The sequence below is a fragment of the Klebsiella sp. RHBSTW-00484 genome, assembly GCF_013705725.1.
Taxonomy (GTDB): Bacteria; Pseudomonadota; Gammaproteobacteria; order Enterobacterales; family Enterobacteriaceae; genus Klebsiella.
The window spans coordinates 300,530-316,652 of record NZ_CP055481.1 but is presented as its reverse complement, the minus strand read 5'-3'; the positions used below and the strand labels follow the sequence as shown (position 1 = coordinate 316,652).

At 57.1% G+C, this 16,123-nt stretch carries 12 protein-coding genes; 3 read left to right on the top strand and 9 right to left on the bottom strand.

The window, feature by feature from the left end:
* Positions 1-100: 100 nt before the first annotated feature.
* Genes bcsC through bcsR form a run of 6 tightly spaced genes read right to left on the bottom strand, consistent with a single transcriptional unit; the run spans position 101 to position 10,592 of the window.
* Positions 101-3,586, bottom strand: a complete 3,486-nt coding sequence (gene bcsC, locus HV213_RS01420; RefSeq protein ID WP_181484531.1) for a cellulose synthase complex outer membrane protein BcsC — start codon at positions 3,584-3,586, stop codon at positions 101-103.
* Positions 3,568-4,677 (bottom strand): cellulose synthase complex periplasmic endoglucanase BcsZ, encoded by a 1,110-nt coding sequence (bcsZ, locus tag HV213_RS01415; RefSeq protein WP_181484530.1) that lies wholly within the window; start codon positions 4,675-4,677, stop codon positions 3,568-3,570. The genes bcsC and bcsZ overlap by 19 nt, the downstream gene beginning before the upstream one ends.
* A 3-nt stretch (positions 4,678-4,680) precedes the next feature.
* A complete protein-coding gene (gene bcsB / locus HV213_RS01410) occupies positions 4,681-7,029 on the bottom strand; it encodes a cellulose biosynthesis cyclic di-GMP-binding regulatory protein BcsB (RefSeq protein ID WP_181484529.1) in 2,349 nt (782 codons plus the stop codon).
* A 10-nt stretch (positions 7,030-7,039) separates the two neighbouring features.
* Positions 7,040-9,658 carry a UDP-forming cellulose synthase catalytic subunit gene (gene bcsA, locus HV213_RS01405; protein ID WP_181484528.1) on the bottom strand — a complete coding sequence of 873 codons (2,619 nt, stop codon included), beginning with the start codon at positions 9,656-9,658 and terminating at the stop codon, positions 7,040-7,042.
* Entirely contained in the window at positions 9,655-10,392 is a 738-nt protein-coding gene (gene bcsQ, locus HV213_RS01400; RefSeq protein ID WP_181484527.1) for a cellulose biosynthesis protein BcsQ, read from the bottom strand. Before bcsQ ends, bcsA begins: the two co-directional genes overlap by 4 nt.
* Positions 10,393-10,403: 11 nt before the next feature.
* Complete coding sequence (bcsR, locus tag HV213_RS01395; RefSeq protein WP_004106713.1) at positions 10,404-10,592, bottom strand: cellulose biosynthesis protein BcsR; 189 nt, start codon at positions 10,590-10,592, stop codon at positions 10,404-10,406.
* A 168-nt stretch (positions 10,593-10,760) separates the two neighbouring features.
* Between bcsR and bcsE the strand changes: the two genes are divergently transcribed.
* Genes bcsE through bcsG form a run of 3 tightly spaced genes read left to right on the top strand, consistent with a single transcriptional unit; the run spans position 10,761 to position 14,184 of the window.
* A complete protein-coding gene (bcsE, locus tag HV213_RS01390; protein ID WP_181484526.1) occupies positions 10,761-12,317 on the top strand; it encodes a cellulose biosynthesis protein BcsE in 1,557 nt (518 codons plus the stop codon).
* Positions 12,314-12,511: a cellulose biosynthesis protein BcsF gene (bcsF, locus tag HV213_RS01385; RefSeq protein WP_110276212.1), complete on the top strand. Its 198-nt coding sequence runs from the start codon at positions 12,314-12,316 to the stop codon at positions 12,509-12,511. The genes bcsE and bcsF overlap by 4 nt, the downstream gene beginning before the upstream one ends.
* Positions 12,508-14,184 carry a cellulose biosynthesis protein BcsG gene (bcsG, locus tag HV213_RS01380; RefSeq protein WP_181484525.1) on the top strand — a complete coding sequence of 559 codons (1,677 nt, stop codon included), beginning with the start codon at positions 12,508-12,510 and terminating at the stop codon, positions 14,182-14,184. The genes bcsF and bcsG overlap by 4 nt, the downstream gene beginning before the upstream one ends.
* A gap of 85 nt (positions 14,185-14,269) precedes the next feature.
* On the opposite strand, the gene HV213_RS01375 is transcribed toward bcsG, so the two are convergent.
* The 3 genes from HV213_RS01375 to HV213_RS01365 all read right to left on the bottom strand — a co-directional run bounded on the left by HV213_RS01375 (position 14,270) and on the right by HV213_RS01365 (position 16,121).
* On the bottom strand, positions 14,270-14,377 hold the full coding sequence (locus tag HV213_RS01375) for a type I toxin-antitoxin system toxin Ldr family protein (protein WP_181484524.1): 108 nt from the start codon (positions 14,375-14,377) through the stop codon (positions 14,270-14,272).
* Positions 14,378-14,748: 371 nt separating this feature from the next.
* A complete protein-coding gene (locus HV213_RS01370; protein ID WP_181484524.1) occupies positions 14,749-14,856 on the bottom strand; it encodes a type I toxin-antitoxin system toxin Ldr family protein in 108 nt (35 codons plus the stop codon).
* A gap of 266 nt (positions 14,857-15,122) precedes the next feature.
* Positions 15,123-16,121: a glycosyl hydrolase family 8 gene (locus HV213_RS01365; RefSeq protein WP_181484523.1), complete on the bottom strand. Its 999-nt coding sequence runs from the start codon at positions 16,119-16,121 to the stop codon at positions 15,123-15,125.
* Positions 16,122-16,123: the final 2 nt, after the last annotated feature.

Here is a 16,123-nt window from a genome sequence, read left to right as displayed (position 1 = left end):
GGAAAAAACGATCGGTATTGCCAAAGGCGGGCGAAGTGTGACGAGTATACGCGAAGAGCGCCGTGGAGTGACGCCCTGTCACGTAATTCAGGCTAATCTGCTACCAGTCAGCGTAAGGCACCAGCGGCTGTGGCGGGATATCCATATCGCCCTGCCAGCCGGAAGCCGAGTAGCGGACATAAAGCAACGCATGGCTTGGGGTGTAATCCTTCGCCTGCTGAATATCCACCGCCGCCCCAACAAACCAGTTGCCGGTCACCCGCCGCTCAACCAGCGCCCGGGCGGTATAGCCGACGCCCGAACTGCTGCTGCCTTCTTCCGTCAGCTGGCTGGCTGCGTTGCGATACTGCGAGGGAATCAAATTCAGCAGCGGATAGCGAGCTTCTGTTTTGGTCCGCGAATGGGACCAGGAAACGGAACCGCCCAGCTCCCAGGACCAGTTCTCGGTGCGTTGACGCCAGGTCACCGGCACGGCGAAGGAGACATACTCCTGCGGGCTGTAGTAACCGCCCTGGCCGAGGGTATAGCCGCTCAGGTCCTTATCGTAGTGCCAGAGCATATTGTTCAGGCCAACGGTCACCCGGCGATTATCTTCATTAATAACTTTGTAGTAGTAGCCGGTCATCCAGCGCACGCGCCAGTTGTCAGCAACGTTTTTACCCGTCAGCTGATCAACGCCCAGCGACGACCAGACGCCGTTAGCCTCGCCTTTATCATAACTCAGGCTAAGCCCACCACCGTCGGCGCGCACTCCGCCCCAGGTCTTACCGGTATGGCCGTCATTACCGTTATCCTTCTGCCCGCCAAAGGCCAGCAGCGAGCTGGAAATGGGTCGACGATGGACGTTAACGGTGTAGCCCAGCGGGCCAACATCGCTGCTGTAGCTCAGACCACCCACCACGTCGACGACGTTAAAGCCCATCGGCGTAGTACCGATATCGCCGCTCCAGGTGTCGTTTTTCCAGCCTACCGCAATGCTGGCACCGCTGTCGCTTTGGTGTTTGCTGCCGCCAGTACAGGCGATTTCGCCGCAGGTACCCCAGCTCGGCGAGTAGCTGCCGTCGCTATCCGTAGAAAAACTACCGGCATCCATATTGACCAGGTCGGTACGCAAGAACATCCGCCCGTCGGCCAGCGGCGCATCCACGTGCAACATGGTGGTATGCGCTTTCAGGTCGGAATAGCCGCCGGTACCGCTGGATCCCCAGTAATCATGCTCAAGGGTGACGTTCAGATCCTGCTGACGATACAGATCGGCGGCGTCGCTACGCACCCCGCGCTTCAGCCAGTCATCACTGCTGTCATTACGCGTCAGGCGCGTGAAAGTGTCGTTATCCTGCGGGCGCACGCGAGTCACGCCGGAGGCCACCATCGCATCTTTGTAACCCTCCAGCGCCTGCTGCGGCTCACCGTTTTGCGCCAGGAAGCGCGCGGCATCGCGTAGCACCAGCGCGCTTTCCATCGACGGCGGCTGGGCTTTCGCTTGCGGAACAATACGGGCGAAAGTTTGCTGCGCCTGAACGCTATCGCCGAGACCCGCCTGCGTGAGAGCAATGCGTCGCTGCATATTGATGGAGCCAACATCCTCGCCCTTGAGATGCGCCACCTGGGCCCGAGCGGCGTTTTTATCGCCATCGGCAAGATAGACTTCCGCAATGCCCAGACGCGCATCGCCGTTGCTCGGTTCCTGACTGAGTACCCGCTGATATTCCGCTATCGCCGTCCGGCTATCGCCGCGCTGCTGCGCCCAGTCCGCCAGGGTTAGCTCGTAGCGCACCGACGTCGGCTGCTGTTTGATCAGCGCAATGGCCTGCGCTTCCTGACCGCCATCGCGCAACTGGTTCGCCTGACGCAAGACTTTGTCGCTTTGCAGCCGCGCGTCCAGCTCGCGAATATTGTCGGTCCATTGCCCACGCGGCAGGGCGTTAATCTGCGCCAGCGCCATCTCATCCTGATCGTTACCGGATAAATAGAGGCCATAAGCATAAATCCGGTCGGCATCGCCGGGCTTGCGGTTGACCATCGCACGCATCAGCGCATCGGCTTCGCTACGACTGCCCGCGCTGACCAGATCCCGCGATAAGCGGTAAGTTATCCATACGCTATCCGGATCCAGCACCAGCCTTCGGCGCTGTACTTCTGCCGCCTGCGCCCAGTTGCCCTGGCTCTCCAGCAATTCGGCCTGTTTCTCCAGCCGATCGTTGGTCAGGCTGCGTTCGATATCGTCAATGCTGCGCCGCTGGCCCGGCGACAGGCTGACAATGTAGGCGCTGGCTTTTTCCGGCGATTCAGCGCGATAGAGATTGGCAAGGCCGCGCACCGCCAGGCTATTGCCGCGATCCATGCGCAGCGCGCGCTGGTAGTAACGCTCCGCCGCCGCGTTTTCTTTACGTGCCGCCGCCACGTCACCCAACCCCAGTACCGCATAACTGTCGGTATTGTCGACTCGCTGCGCCTGAGCGTAATAATTTTGCGCCTGCGCCAACTGGCCGCTTTTCAGCGCGTTGTCGCCCTGCTTGATCAGCAGCCAGTAGCGGTTGGTCTTGAGCAGGCTGTCCCATTTATCGCGGCTCGGGCTATCCGGGTCCATCTTGATGGCTTTATTCAACTGGACGACCGCCCGTGCCCGATCGCCGCGCTGGGAGTAGGCCTGCCCTAACGCGCCAACCGCATCGCTGTCTTTACTGTCGGCCCTTACGGCCTGCTGCAAATCAGCGACGGCCACCGAACCTTTACCCGCTTTCACCGCCGCCAGACCTTCAGCACGATCGCGGAACGTCGGGTCTTTAAGCTGCGTCTGCTGTTGGTCGAGCAGCACCCGAGCATTCGCCGAGGTGGAGCCGGTAGGGAACTGCATCAAAAATCGCTGTAAAGCCTGCACGCTGGCCTTACTGACCGGCATGCTTTTGACTTCAGTAAACCACATATCGGCAGCGATACCGCGGCCCGCCGCCGAGCGCGACATCTGCTCAAGATAAGCGAATCCCTCTTCCGGCTTATTGTCGCCAAACATCTGTTTCGCCAGCGCCGTTTGCAACTGGACGTTGCCCGGCGAGCTGGCGTTAAGTTTTTTTAGCTGATTGACGCCCTCGTTATGACGTGATGGCAGACGCGCTACCAGCGTCCAGTACTCAATCGCCGCGTTTTCATCGCTCGGTACGCCGTTGAACAACTTCTCGTAAGCAACAATCGCTTCATCAACTTTCCCGGCAACGCCAAGCAGACGCGCCTGCTGTAGCTCCTGGCGACTATCGCCGGTGCTGATATCCATCTCGTTACGTGAGGTTTTGAGCTCCGTCGAGTCCGGGGCCAATTTAGCCAGACGCTCAAGCTGTTTCTGCGCCCCGGCGGTATCGCCCTGACGCAGCAGGTAACGCATTCGCGCGGCCACCACATCCGGGTTATTGGGGTCGATCAATTCCAGTCGATACAACGACTGACGTACCAGGTCTTCACGGTTGCTGGCCTCGCCGAGTCGCACCTGCTCCAGCAGATGTTGCTGAGCGGGCGTGTTCGCGGCGTGCGCCAGCGGCATCAGCGCAACGCTTAAAGAGAGCGTGAATAAGCTTAGTGAGAACTTGTGCATTCCTGGTTCCAGTCAGGTCGTAATTCGCCAGCGGCGGTGAAGCGAAAACGGTGTTGATCCCATCCCTGGCCGAAAAGGGTCAGGACCGCGCTGTAGTAAGCATCCGCGCCGGGGTAATCGTCAGCGACGCGCTGACGCTGAATGGCCCGGGTGTCGTCATTTTGCAAAAACGGCAGTAGCGACGCTGAGAAGCCGACCGGGCCATTGCCGGTGGTTTTACCATTGGCGATATTGGTTTTTTCCGGCGGCACGCCCTGGCTGATAGTCTGAGTTTCCATCGGCTTAAAGCGCGCCAGCAGACGGGCTTTTTGCTTATCACCGTCGTCAAGCATACCGGCCCACAGATAGACGCGAATGGCGTCATAGCTGCCGATAATCGGTTTATCCGCTTTCAACTGCCAGCCTTTGCCTTTTTCGTAGCGTACCCAGTCAGGCGAAAAACCTTTTGGCGCGGTCTCCAGCAGCAGGCGCAGATTCGCTTCGCGTACCTTCGGCCAGGGAGCGCCAAAAGTGGCAAAGTAGGTCGCCAGCTGCGGCGGCAGGTAGCTGGGGTTAAAGCGCCAGCCGCCGTCATCGACGAAGCCAACTTTCCCCGGCAACACCAGCGGCCCGAGCCCCGGCACCGTAGCGATTTCTTCATCGGCAATCCGCGCCAGCAGCGCTTTACCGACTTCCGTGTAGTGCGGCATTTTCCACAGGCGTCCAGCTTCCAGCAGCGACCAGGCTATCCATAAGTCGGAATCAGACGCCGAGTTGCTATCCAGCACCGTCCACTCATCATCACTCTTTTTACCCCACAACCAGCCCGGCAGATGCGCGCGCAGGTCACCCTCCGCGAGGTTGTTTTGCGTCCACTCAAATAGCTTGCTAAAACCCTCGCGGTCATTGGCCGCCAGGGCAAAGAACAACGCATAGCTTTGCCCTTCCGAAGTAGTGATTTTTCGTGAATCGCTGGGGTCGATAACCCGCCCTTCGGCGCTGACGTACTCTTTTTTAAACTGCTCCCAGGCCGGCCACTGGCAGGCGGCGCTAACCTGCGCCGCCGCCAGAATCAATACCAATAACACCACTCCGCGTACTGCATTCATCATCGATTACTCATCATCAAGATCGAGGCGACGACGGCTGATAATACGCAGCATGCGCCACAGTACCCACGCCAGCAGCACGATGCTCACCGCCGCCAGAATCGCCAGCAGCACAGGATGGCTGGAGAGCGCAAACCAAATGCGTTCGAACCACGGCAGATGCCCGATATAATACACATCACCCACCCGCAGGCTGTTCACGCCCGACTCACGAATGACTGAAACGGAACCAAACATCGCCGCGCGTTTGCCGCTGTCGTTCAGCGCCGCGGTCAGCAGTTCGTTACCGCGCGGGCTATCGGCCAGCAGCGCAACGACGCTGCGCTGATCGTTGTAAGGCGACTGGAAGCCGATAATGGCCGCCATCGGCCCGGACGAGGTGATATCAGTGCGGGTATTCGGCGTTCTGGCTTCAAGATCGGGGTAAATGCTCGCCAGGTCGTAGTGGCGCATTGGCATTTTCACCCAGCTTTTAGTCGCTTCAACCAGCAGGTTGATTTTGCTGTCATCTTTCAGCGCCTGCGGAATGGAGCCAATCAACAGCAGGTCGGCATCTTTGTCTTTAATCTGGCTACCGTCATCGGTCATGCGCAGGTTAATTGACGCCAGACCGGTTTGCGCACCGATGCCGCCGGTGGTCTCCAGCAGCGTGGCAACCTGGCCCTCAGTCGGCGCTTTTGGTACCACAACCAAGGTGTCGGACAGATCGGCCATCCGGCTATACGGGAAGCCCGCGTTGGCAAACACGCGCAGATCTGGCATCGCCATAAAGTGATAGTACTTCGAGAAGTCAATGGTCGAGTCGTCGCCAATCACCACATGGTTCTGTACCGGCTGGAAGGTAATACAGTTATCAATGGAGCCGCCGGGCATCGGGTTCATATACTGGAAATCAAAGCGCAGCTGGTTCATCGCCCCGAGACGTAGCGCCGGGATTGTCACTTCCGTTTTGCCGTCCAGCAGCCCCTGCAGCACCGGTAGGCGCAGTATCAGCTTATTCACATCCTGCGAGCTATTGAGGCTAAACGACTGCAAGAATTGATCGTTAAGGCTGATATCCATGCGCGAGCTGTCTTTGATCGGCGGCATGGTGTAGCGATAATTCAGGTTCATATCGATGCCGTTGGCGCGCAGCAGGTAAAGATCCGGTGGCAGGTTCAGCGCCACGTTGATCGAATCCGGTACCAGACCGCTGGATTGCAACTGCTGTTCGTAGGTCTTCAGCTCAGCAAAGGTCACCGCCCGGTCGGTGCGCACCCAATTTGGCGCATCGTAAGGCTTACGTGCCTGTAGCTCTTTCACATCGTCAACCGTCACGCTGCTGCCGCGGAACAGAATATTGCCCTGAGCAATCCCCTTAGCCGCCTGCAGCAGGTCCTTATCATCACGACCGAATACCACCAGCAGCTTGACGTACGGGTTGCTCGGATGGTCGATCATTTCGATAGTCGGCGCGCTAACCGGCGGGTGCTCGCGCAGGAAGTCCGGGCGCTTATCGTTGGTGGCAAAAACAATGGCGTTACGATCCGGCAGCGCGTTGAAGTGAACCGGGAACTGCTGGCCGCGCCAACCCGCTTTGCTGCCGAACCACGAGGCGATAATCGCCGCCGCCTGCTGCTGCTGAACATCCGGCGCGGAAGCAAAGACCATCGGCAGCGTGAGCTGGCGGTTATCGCGGGAATCGTAGAATGGGACCGGGAAATGCGAGAGATCGTTGCGCACGTTCAGCGACTGATAGGTTAAATCCAGATAGCTTTCGCGGCCCACGTCCAGCCACAGGGTGCTGCTGGCCGGGTTTTCACAGACATCACGATAGTGGCCAACGAACTCCAGGCGCACGCGGTTAAAGTCGGTGATATACAGCGGATCTATCGGGATCTGCGCGCTGACTTTTTTGCCCAGTTGCTCTTTAGTAACCGGCAAAACGCCCATCAGCTCATCGTTAAGATAGACCTTTAGCTGCGACTGGATCGGTAGCAGTGACGGCGATGGCGTGTAGTCGAGGTTAAGCAGCGCTTTCGCCACCACTTCATCACTGCGCATACCGAACTCTACCGAGCCATCAGGACGCGCGCCGCGCAGCACCATACTGCCGGGAGGCGGGGCGATTTTGGCGAAGGTGAGTTTTACGTCGCGGGTCGGGGCATTATCCAATACCACCACCGGGGCCGCCGGGTCAGCAAGGGCCGCCGTTGGCTGGCTGTCAGCAACCACCCCGGCAATACCGGGCACGGTAGTCGTCTGCGCCGCTTCCGGTGCTGCTACCGCTGCCGTCGGTTCCGCATACGAAGCGAAGGGGGACCAGCCGCCAATGCTCACCGCTACTGCACAAATCAAAGAGAGTTTTTTGTTCATCGCATTATCATCATTGTTGAGCCATTGCCGGTTCCGCCGAGAGTGTCGCTGCCGCGCGTTCAGGACGGCGCGGAACAAACGAGACAACCCAGGCCACCAGCAAGGTGAGCGAGCGGAAAATAACCTTCACCGACGGCGGTGAGAACTCCGCCAGGTGACGATATCCACGGAACCCCAGCTTCAGGATATCCAGCAAGCTTTCCATCGGTTTATCTTCCGGGAAGCTATCCTGCCAAAGCGCCCACGTATCTGCGCGGGCAAACGTACACTGTACAAAATCAATATGTTGCCGATTGCTTAACGGCAGCAGCTGTAAGCCCACTTCGCTACCGTTCACCCGCGCAACCCGCACCGGGAAGCTGTACTCCTGCTGCCCGCGTTTGAGCAGCAGCTTGACGTGCTGGTCTTCCAGCACCTGCGCTTCGCCGTGAATTTTGACGCCGAGCCCACCGTCGGAGTAGTCATGAACGGTGCAGGAGAACAGATGACCATCTTCGCGGGCAATCGCTGCCGGCATCGACATCTCTACACGATGCGAGCGCCGCACCTGCTTACTTTCGACCGACACGGCCACCGCGCCGCCGAGAATAATCAAGTTATAGAACACCCAGATAATACTCACCCAGACGGTCAGGACCTCGTTTTCCGGGCCGTACATAAAGCGCCAGATACCCACGGCGACGCCGACCAGATTCAGCAGCACAAGGTAGATATAGGGACGGGAAATCACCCAGTCGACGTACTCGTCTTCCACCAGCCCACCCTTCGCGGTGACGTTGAATTTGCCCTTGTGCGGGTTTATCAGCGCGACAAACGTCGGCGGAGCGATATACCAGGCCAGCACCGTTTCGTAGATTTCACTCCAGAAAGAGTGGCGATATTTACCCTGAATCTTCGAGTTGGTCAGGCTGGCGTGAATCATATGCGGTAGCACAAACAGGGCGATCATCAGCGCGGGGGCGTAAATGATATAGGCGTGCAGCAGCAAAAACGCCAGCGGCGCGGTCAGGAAGATCAGGCGCGGAATACCGGAGAGGAAGTGCAGCATCGCGTTGACGTAGCAGACGCGCTGCGCCAGCTTCAGCCCTTTGCCAAACAACGGATTATCGAGACGGAAAATCTGCACCATCCCGCGCGCCCAGCGGATGCGCTGACCGATATGCGCCGACAGGCTCTCCGTGGCCAGCCCCGCCGCCTGCGGAATACGCATATAGGCGGAAGTGTGGCCGCGGCGATGCAGACGCAGAGAAGTATGGGCATCTTCCGTCACCGTCTCCACGGCGATACCGCCAATTTCATCCAGCGGGCCGCGGCGGATTACCGCGCAGGAGCCGCAGAAGAAGGTGGCGTCCCACATGTCGTTCCCATCCTGCACCAGGCCATAAAACAGCGTGCCTTCGTTCGGCGTTTTGCGAAAACGCCCGAGGTTGCGTTCAAACGGGTCCGGGGAGAAGAAGTGGTGCGGCGTCTGCATCATCGCCAGCTCTTTCTCTTTCAGGAACCAGCCCATGGTCATTTGCAGGAATGAGCGAGTCGGCACGTGGTCGCAGTCAAAAATCGACACGAACTCGCCTTTGGCGTACTTCAGCGCGTTATTGATATTGCCGGCCTTCGCGTGTTCATGAGTGGTACGTGCGATGTAGTGCACCCCGACGTCTTTGGCGAACTGGCGGAACTCTTCGCGCCCGCCGTCGTCGAGGATCCAGATATTGAGCTTGTCCTTCGGCCAGTCGATCCCCTGCGAGGCGTAAATGGTGTTTTTGACCACGCTGAGATCTTCGTTATAAGTCGGAACGAAGATATCCACCGTCGGCCACTGCTCCATATCTTCCGGCAGCGGTACCGGCTGGCGGTTCAGCGGCCAGACGACCTGGAAATAGCCCAGCACCAGCACCACCCAGGCGTAGGTTTCGGCGAACAGCAGAATGATCCCACACACCAGGCTTACCGGGTCATCCCAGTTAAGCGTTGAGGTGTAGCGCCACCAGATATAGCGACAGGAAACGGTTAGCGAGAGCACGATCAGCATCAGCGCTGAGAAGCGCCCTGGAATACGGCGCACCAGCAGCGCGACGCCCCATAGCAACAGCAGGAAAATAAACTGCGACAGTGGATTAAACGGCTGAGTAATACAGAGCAGCGCGAGGATCAGCGAGAAAAACGTCACCGTGCCGAGAATCAACCGCCGCAGCTTCGGGTTCAGGTGCGCCAGCTCTTTGTGTTTATCCAAATGACTAGTGCGGGCATTAACCTTCTCCGGCAGCTTTTCCAGCCACTGCGCATAGCGTCCCTGTACGCCTTCGAGGGCGACCAGCGAACGCCAGTTGACCTTTTTATCCGGCTCCGGCACCCGGGTCGCCAGCAGCCATAAGGATTGCAGCAGGTAGCGAATCGGGTCCAGCGGGCGCGGGCGATGCGGGTTGATATGCGGGAAAAATTCATCATGGCGCTCGCGAATCGCCTGCCAGCGCGGCGTTTCCAGCGGCATAAACGCCCACGCCAACGACGCCCACAAGCAGCCCAACGCGGCCGCCAGCCACGATGCGCCATGCCGACGATAATCACGATAGCGCTCGCTCAGCCGTTCGCCAACGGGCGGAGCCAGCAGCAGGGTACTCAGGCGAATCATTCCGCCCCCTTGCCGACATAGTGCAGCAGGCACCAGTTGGCAAGCGTGAGGATCTCTTCCGCCGCCAGAGAATCCTGACGATATTCGCCGAGCGGCTGCTTCGCCGCCAGACACTCCGCCATCGCCTCATCGCGATGAATCGTCACCGGCAGAATGCGGCGCTGGCTCTCCAGCCACAGCTGATATAAATCTTCCTGCAGCTGGCTGCCAACGCGCAGATCGTTGATCAAAATATCGCTATTCGTCGGGAATGCCTGCTGATGCAGGCGAATATGGCTGTTACCGTCCGGGTGAACCACCACCAGCGTGCGGTCGCATACGTTGATTAAGGCGCGAGTCAGCGGCGAATAGCCGTCCGGCAGGTCAATTAACAGCCAGCGGTGTTCGCCCTGCTGATGGAGTTTTTGCACCATTTCAGCCATCGGCGAAAGCATCGGCTGAAGCTGGTCGATATTCTCGCGTTCACCCGGTTCAAGCTGACCAAAGGGCAGCAGATCGATATGCGAAGTGTAGCGAAGTCCAGCATCGCGCCAGTCATCGCCGTCGATCATCGCACGCGCCCAGCCCGCTTTGTGGCTGAAATCGACGTTGAAAAAAAAGCGCAGCATATTGTCCGGGCTGGCATCAACCACCAGTACGGTTTCCCCGAGTAATTGCAGCGCCCAGGCCAGCGCAGCGGTAATCGATGTGGTGCCAGTGCCACCGCGCACGCCTTGTAATCCCAGAATAGCCATCAACGGCGTCCTTACTTTTTCTCAGCTAATTCAGCCAGTAATGGCCAGCGTTTCAGCGCCGCGGTTAACTGCTCGCGTCGGGAAATGTCGTGGTAATCAATATCAGGCAGGGAAAATGCCCGGCTTAACGCCAGGAAATCATTTTGGAACGTGTAGCCCAAAGTCGCATCGGTGGGTACAGCAGGCTCTTTCGCTGGCATTTCTCTGTCCGTTGGCAAAATACATAAATTAAATTTGGGGGATGCTGGCTAATCCTTAAATTATGGTTACATGCTAAAACTGATATCCTTTAATTTCAATGTTAGGTTTACTCTGACGCTTTCGCTAGTAAACTGATCAAGTGTAAATCAGGTCTCACGAGGGACGCCGTGGATATCGTATATTCTTTGGGTATTTCATCATTATGGGACGAAGTCTGCCATATGCCCGTTGGCGGGGTATGGTGGTTAAACGTCGACCGCTACCCTGATGCGGTAAGCCTGCTCAACCATACGTTAGCCGCTCAGGCTCAAGAGAGTCAGGTTGCGGCGATAGTCATGGGTGATAATCCAAATAAGATCATTGCACTAGATAAAAACCTCGGGCCTGAGAAAATTGCATTATTCACCATGCCAAACCGCCCGGAAGGGCTGGAAGAGATGCACCGCGATTTAGTTTGCTCCCTCGAGCCTGGCAATTATTTGTTTATTCTGCTATGTGCAGAAAATGCCTGGCAGAATATAAAAAGCGAAGAATTATGCAAGTGGGTAGAAAAAACGTATCGCTGGGCTAAATACCATCATTGTTCTCTATTAGTACTTAATTCGGGGCATGATATCGATAAACAGCTTTCCCCTTTATTACGCGAGTATCGTTCTCTTGCCGGTCTGGCAAGCATTCGTTACCAGGGTGACAGCCACTTGTTTGATATTGCCTGGTGGGGAAGCGAAAAAGGAATAAGCGCCCAGCAGCAACTCACTGTTTTGCACGATGAGAATGGCTGGCGACTGGCGCAGGATGAGGAAACCGTCGTTCAGCCACGCAGCGACGAGAAAGTCGTCCTCAGTAACCTGCGCGTACTGGAAGGGGCGCCCGCGCTTTCCGAATACTGGACACTATTCGATACCAACGACGCTGTTTTCAATGCCGGACGGATGGCGCAGGCGGCAACACTTATCTTCTCCATTACCCAAAACGAGCAGATTGAGCAGTTGGGACGCTATATCCACACGCTGCGCCGCCAGCGCGGCAGCGCGTTAAAAGTGATCGTTCGCGAGCAGACCCCAAGCCTGCGCGCCACCGATGAGCGACTTTTGCTAAGCAGCGGCGCAAATATGGTTATCCCCAGCGGCGCACCGCTCTCGCGCTGCCTGACGCTAATTGAAAGCGTACAGAAACAGAAGTTTACTCGCCATATTCCGGAAGATTTCTCCACCCTGCTCACCTGGAGTCAACCGCTAAAACTGCGCGGCTACCAGAAGTGGGATGCCTTCTGCGAAGCGGTGCACAATATTATGGCTAACACTATGCTGCCCGCCGATAGCAAAGGCGTAATGGTGGCGCTACGTCCGGCACCGGGCCTGCGCGTCGAGCAGGCGCTGACGCTGTGTAAACCCAACCGCATGGGCGACATCATGACTATTGGTAACAATCGTCTGGTGCTGTTCCTGTCGTTTTGCCGTGTAAACGATCTCGATACCGCGTTAAACCATATTTTCCCTTTGCCTACCGGCGATATTTTCTCTAACCGAATGATTTGGTTTGAAGATAAACAGATATCCGCTGAAATTATGTTGATGCGCGGCATCATGCCGGAGAACTGGAACACGCCCCTGCCTATTTCTCTGGGCAAGAATGAGACCATCAACGCGACCCATGATGGGCGAAGCTGGCGTCGAAACCCTGAGCCACATCGTTTATCCATCGATGGGGAGCTAAATCTATGATGTCTATTGCCGATATTATTCAGTTGGTCGTCCTGTGCGCCCTGCTGTTTTTCCCGCTGGGATACCTGACGCGCCACTACCAGCGGCGTATTCGTACCACGTTACGACTGATGTTCTTTAAACCCCGTTATGTCAAACCGGCTGGCGTGTTGCGCCGGGAAACGGCATCCAGGCAAGGCAAATCAACAAAATGACCAATCCAAAAACAACCGCTGCATCGCTTCCGCTCTGGCGGTACTGGCGCGGCTTATCCGGCTGGAACTTCTACTTCCTGGTGAAGTTTGCTTTGCTGTGGGCGGGATACCTTAATTTTCACCCGATGCTGAACCTGGTGTTTCTCGCCTTCTTATTGGTGCCAATTCCGCAGTATAAGCTGCACCGCCTGCGCCACTGGATAGCGATCCCGTTGGGCTTTATGCTGTTCTGGCACGATACCTGGCTACCCGGACTGGAAAGCATCTTCAGTCAAGGTTCGCAGATTGCTGGCTTTAGCGCCGACTACATCTGGGATCTGGTGACCCGCTTTATCAACTGGAATATGGTCGGCGCGTTCTTTGTCCTGCTGGTCTTGTGGCTGTTTATCAGCCAATGGCTGCGGGTGACGGTTTTTGTCTCGGCGATCATGGTCTGGCTGGTTGTTAGCCCGCTGCTGCCCTCTTTTACCCTATGGCCAGCAGGTCAACCTACGGCAGCGACGGCAAATACCGCAACCAATACCGGCGGCGGTACCGCTATCGCCACCAATACCGCCCCGGCGAATAACGATATTCCGCCGCAAACGGAGCCACCAACGTCGGCTAATCTCACCAACTGGCTTAATACCTTTTATGCCTCCGAGCAGAAACGTAAAACGCCTTTCCCTGATGCGCTACCGGCCGATGCCCAGCCATTTGATGTCTTAATTATCAACATCTGCTCGCTCTCATGGTCAGATATTGAAGCCGCCGGGTTAATGGATCACCCGCTGTGGAAGCATTTCGACCTGCTGTTCAAAAACTTTAACTCAGCCACCTCGTACAGCGGTCCGGCTGCTGCTCGCCTGCTGCGCGCCAGCTGTGGTCAACTCTCACACGCTAACCTGTATCAGCCGTCAGGTAATGAATGCTACCTGTTTGAAAACCTGGCAAAACTGGGCTTTACCCAGCAGTTGATGCTTGGGCATAACGGTATCTTTGGCGACTTCCTGAAAGAGCTGCGCTCTTTAGGCGGCATTCAGAGCCCGCTGATGGATCAAGCCGGTCTGCCGGTGATTTTGCAAGGCTTTGACGGCTCGCCAGTTTATGACGACCAGGCAACGCTGAACCGCTGGCTACAGACGCTCGATAAACTGAACACGCCGCGCACTGCGACCTTCTACAACACGCTGCCGCTGCACGATGGCAACCACTACCCAGGCCAGAGCAAAACTGCGGACTATAAAGCCCGTGCGCAGAAGTTCTTCGACGAACTGGACAGTTTCTTCACTGAGCTGGATAAATCGGGCCGTAAGGTGATGGTCATCGTCGTGCCGGAACACGGCGCGGCATTGAAAGGCGACAAAATGCAGGTTTCCGGCCTGCGCGATATTCCAAGCCCCTCAATTACCAACGTCCCGGCGGCGGTGAAGTTTTTCGGCATCAAGGCGCGGCATCCCGATGCGCCGATCACAATAGATCAGCCAAGTAGCTATCTGGCTGTTTCGGAGCTGGTGGTTCGCGCCCTGGATGGCAAGATGTTTGGCGAAAACGACATCAACTGGCAGCAGTATATTGCTAATCTGCCGCAGAGCGCAGCGGTCTCGGAAAACTCCAACGCTATCGTGATTCAGTATCAGGGCAAGCCTTACGTTCAGTTGAACGGCGGCAGTTGGGTGCCTTACCCGCAATAATGCGAAAAAGGCCGCAGGCTTTTCCCCCTGCGGCCCCGTCCGGGCGCATGCTGCCATTCAAGGCAGACTGATACCCACATGCCGGTTACTTCCGGCTATCCATCCAGCCCACGATGATGCTGACAAGAATGCCAGCCAGCACCGGAGCCGCCAGATCGTCCCAGAGTACCAGGCCTAACTGAGCGAGCGTCATACAGCCGCCTTTGTTGCAATGGCAACCGTTCGCGGCTATCCTCAAATTGTTAGGGTTTGAGATTAGCCCCCGAAACGTTGCCAGGTTTATACCAAACAACGTGCGGGGGTTTTCTCTTTCCAGCAACCAGTCAATCTATGCCGCCGGGGTTCAAGCCCCCGCAACATTGCGCCTCACCGGGTAATCCCGGCTTGCCGACGATTCTACTGCCCGGACCTGATGCCAGCATCTCACTATTACGCACCGTGCGAGGCGCGTTCCAGTATCGTTTTGGGTTGCTGCAATAAACGAAAAAGGCCGCAGAGTTTTACCCCTGCGGCCCCGTCCGGGCGCATGCTGCCATTCAAGGCAGACTGATACCCACAGGCCGGTTACTTCCGGCTATCCATCCAGCCCACGATGATACTGACAAGAATGCCAGCCAGCACCGGAGCCGCCAGATCGTCCCAGAGCACCAGGCCTAACTGAGCGAGCGTCATACAGCCGCCTTTGTTGCAATGGCAACCGTTCGCGGCTATCCTCGAATTGTCTAGATGCGAGGTTAGCCCCCGAAACGTTGCCAGGTTTTTACAAAACAACGTGCGGGGGTTTTCTCTTTCCAGCAACCAATTCATCTATGCCGCCGGGGTTCAAGCCCCCGCAACATTGCGCCTCACCGGGCAACCCCGGCTTGTCGACGATTCTACTGCCCGGACCTGATGCCAGCACCTCACCTTTATCCATCATGCGAGGCGCATTCCACAGTTTATTGGCGGTCTTTATTAGCCAGCCACACCAGCAGCTTAAGGCTGGCGGAGTAGTAATCATCCTGAGCGCTAATCTGGGTTTCGGCCTGTTCTTCAGCAAGCGTTAAATCGCGCACCGCCAGCAGCCCGCCGGTCATAAACCACGGTGCGACTTCATTGGTATTGACGTTGATCCACGCCGGCGTTTGCAGACGCGGATAGCTCCGGAACCAGGTTTTCCACGGCGTCAGCAGGCTGCTTTGCGGGTCATTCCAGTAGACATACAGCGGGATGCGAATCGCATCGTAGCTCATGCGCGTCGGCCACTCTTTTGCCGGTTCCATCTTGCCGTCAGCTCTTAAGGCGACCCAGTCGCTGGGAAGCTGCGATTTCCCCCACGCCATTTTCCCCAGCAGCGCCTGGCCATCGGTTTGCAGCTTTCGCCAGGCGGTCAAATGCGTACGCGCGGCGAAGGCCTGCCAGGCCGGAAAGATAAAGTAGGATGGATTAAGATTGAGATGGTCGTTGAGATAAAATCCCTTCGCGCCAGGAAGCATCACCTGACGCCCGCCGAAGGTGACCACCGTGTGTTTGAGTAGCGAAGCGGTTATAGCATCAGAGGCCGTGCCGTAGGATCTTTCATGCCATTGCTGCTGCGCGCGCAGCAGCGCCCAGGCAATCATCGTATCGCCATCGGTGGCGTTGTTTTTATCTGCCACCGGGTTGGGTGCCACCGGATTATAGCGCCAGTAAAACAACCCATTGTCTTTGTTACGTAGCGTTTTATCGGTCCATTGCCATAGCGCGTCAAACGCCGGGCGATCGTTATTCGCTACCGCCAGCAGCATGGCAAAACCCTGCCCTTCAGTGTGCGACACATTGCCGTTGCCAGTATCAACAATGCGCCCATCAGGCATCATAAAACGCGATTTATAGTTTTCCCACGCCGTATCGGCCCACGCGTGGGGAAGCATCATTACCGTCGTCACCACGACCGCAGCTAAAGCACGCAAGGACATAA

Excerpts from the sequence above, each read along its gene's own strand:
- bcsC (WP_181484531.1), bottom strand. The coding sequence starts at position 3,586 with ATGCACAAGTTCTCACTAAGCTTATTCACGCTCTCTTTAAGCGTTGCG.
- bcsZ (WP_181484530.1), bottom strand. The coding sequence starts at position 4,677 with ATGATGAATGCAGTACGCGGAGTGGTGTTATTGGTATTGATTCTGGCG.
- bcsB (WP_181484529.1), bottom strand. The coding sequence starts at position 7,029 with ATGAACAAAAAACTCTCTTTGATTTGTGCAGTAGCGGTGAGCATTGGC.
- bcsA (WP_181484528.1), bottom strand. The coding sequence starts at position 9,658 with ATGATTCGCCTGAGTACCCTGCTGCTGGCTCCGCCCGTTGGCGAACGG.
- bcsQ (WP_181484527.1), bottom strand. The coding sequence starts at position 10,392 with ATGGCTATTCTGGGATTACAAGGCGTGCGCGGTGGCACTGGCACCACA.
- bcsR (WP_004106713.1), bottom strand. The coding sequence starts at position 10,592 with ATGCCAGCGAAAGAGCCTGCTGTACCCACCGATGCGACTTTGGGCTAC.
- bcsF (WP_110276212.1), top strand. The coding sequence starts at position 12,314 with ATGATGTCTATTGCCGATATTATTCAGTTGGTCGTCCTGTGCGCCCTG.
- bcsG (WP_181484525.1), top strand. The coding sequence starts at position 12,508 with ATGACCAATCCAAAAACAACCGCTGCATCGCTTCCGCTCTGGCGGTAC.
- HV213_RS01375 (WP_181484524.1), bottom strand. The coding sequence starts at position 14,377 with ATGACGCTCGCTCAGTTAGGCCTGGTACTCTGGGACGATCTGGCGGCT.
- HV213_RS01370 (WP_181484524.1), bottom strand. The coding sequence starts at position 14,856 with ATGACGCTCGCTCAGTTAGGCCTGGTGCTCTGGGACGATCTGGCGGCT.
- HV213_RS01365 (WP_181484523.1), bottom strand. The coding sequence starts at position 16,121 with ATGTCCTTGCGTGCTTTAGCTGCGGTCGTGGTGACGACGGTAATGATG.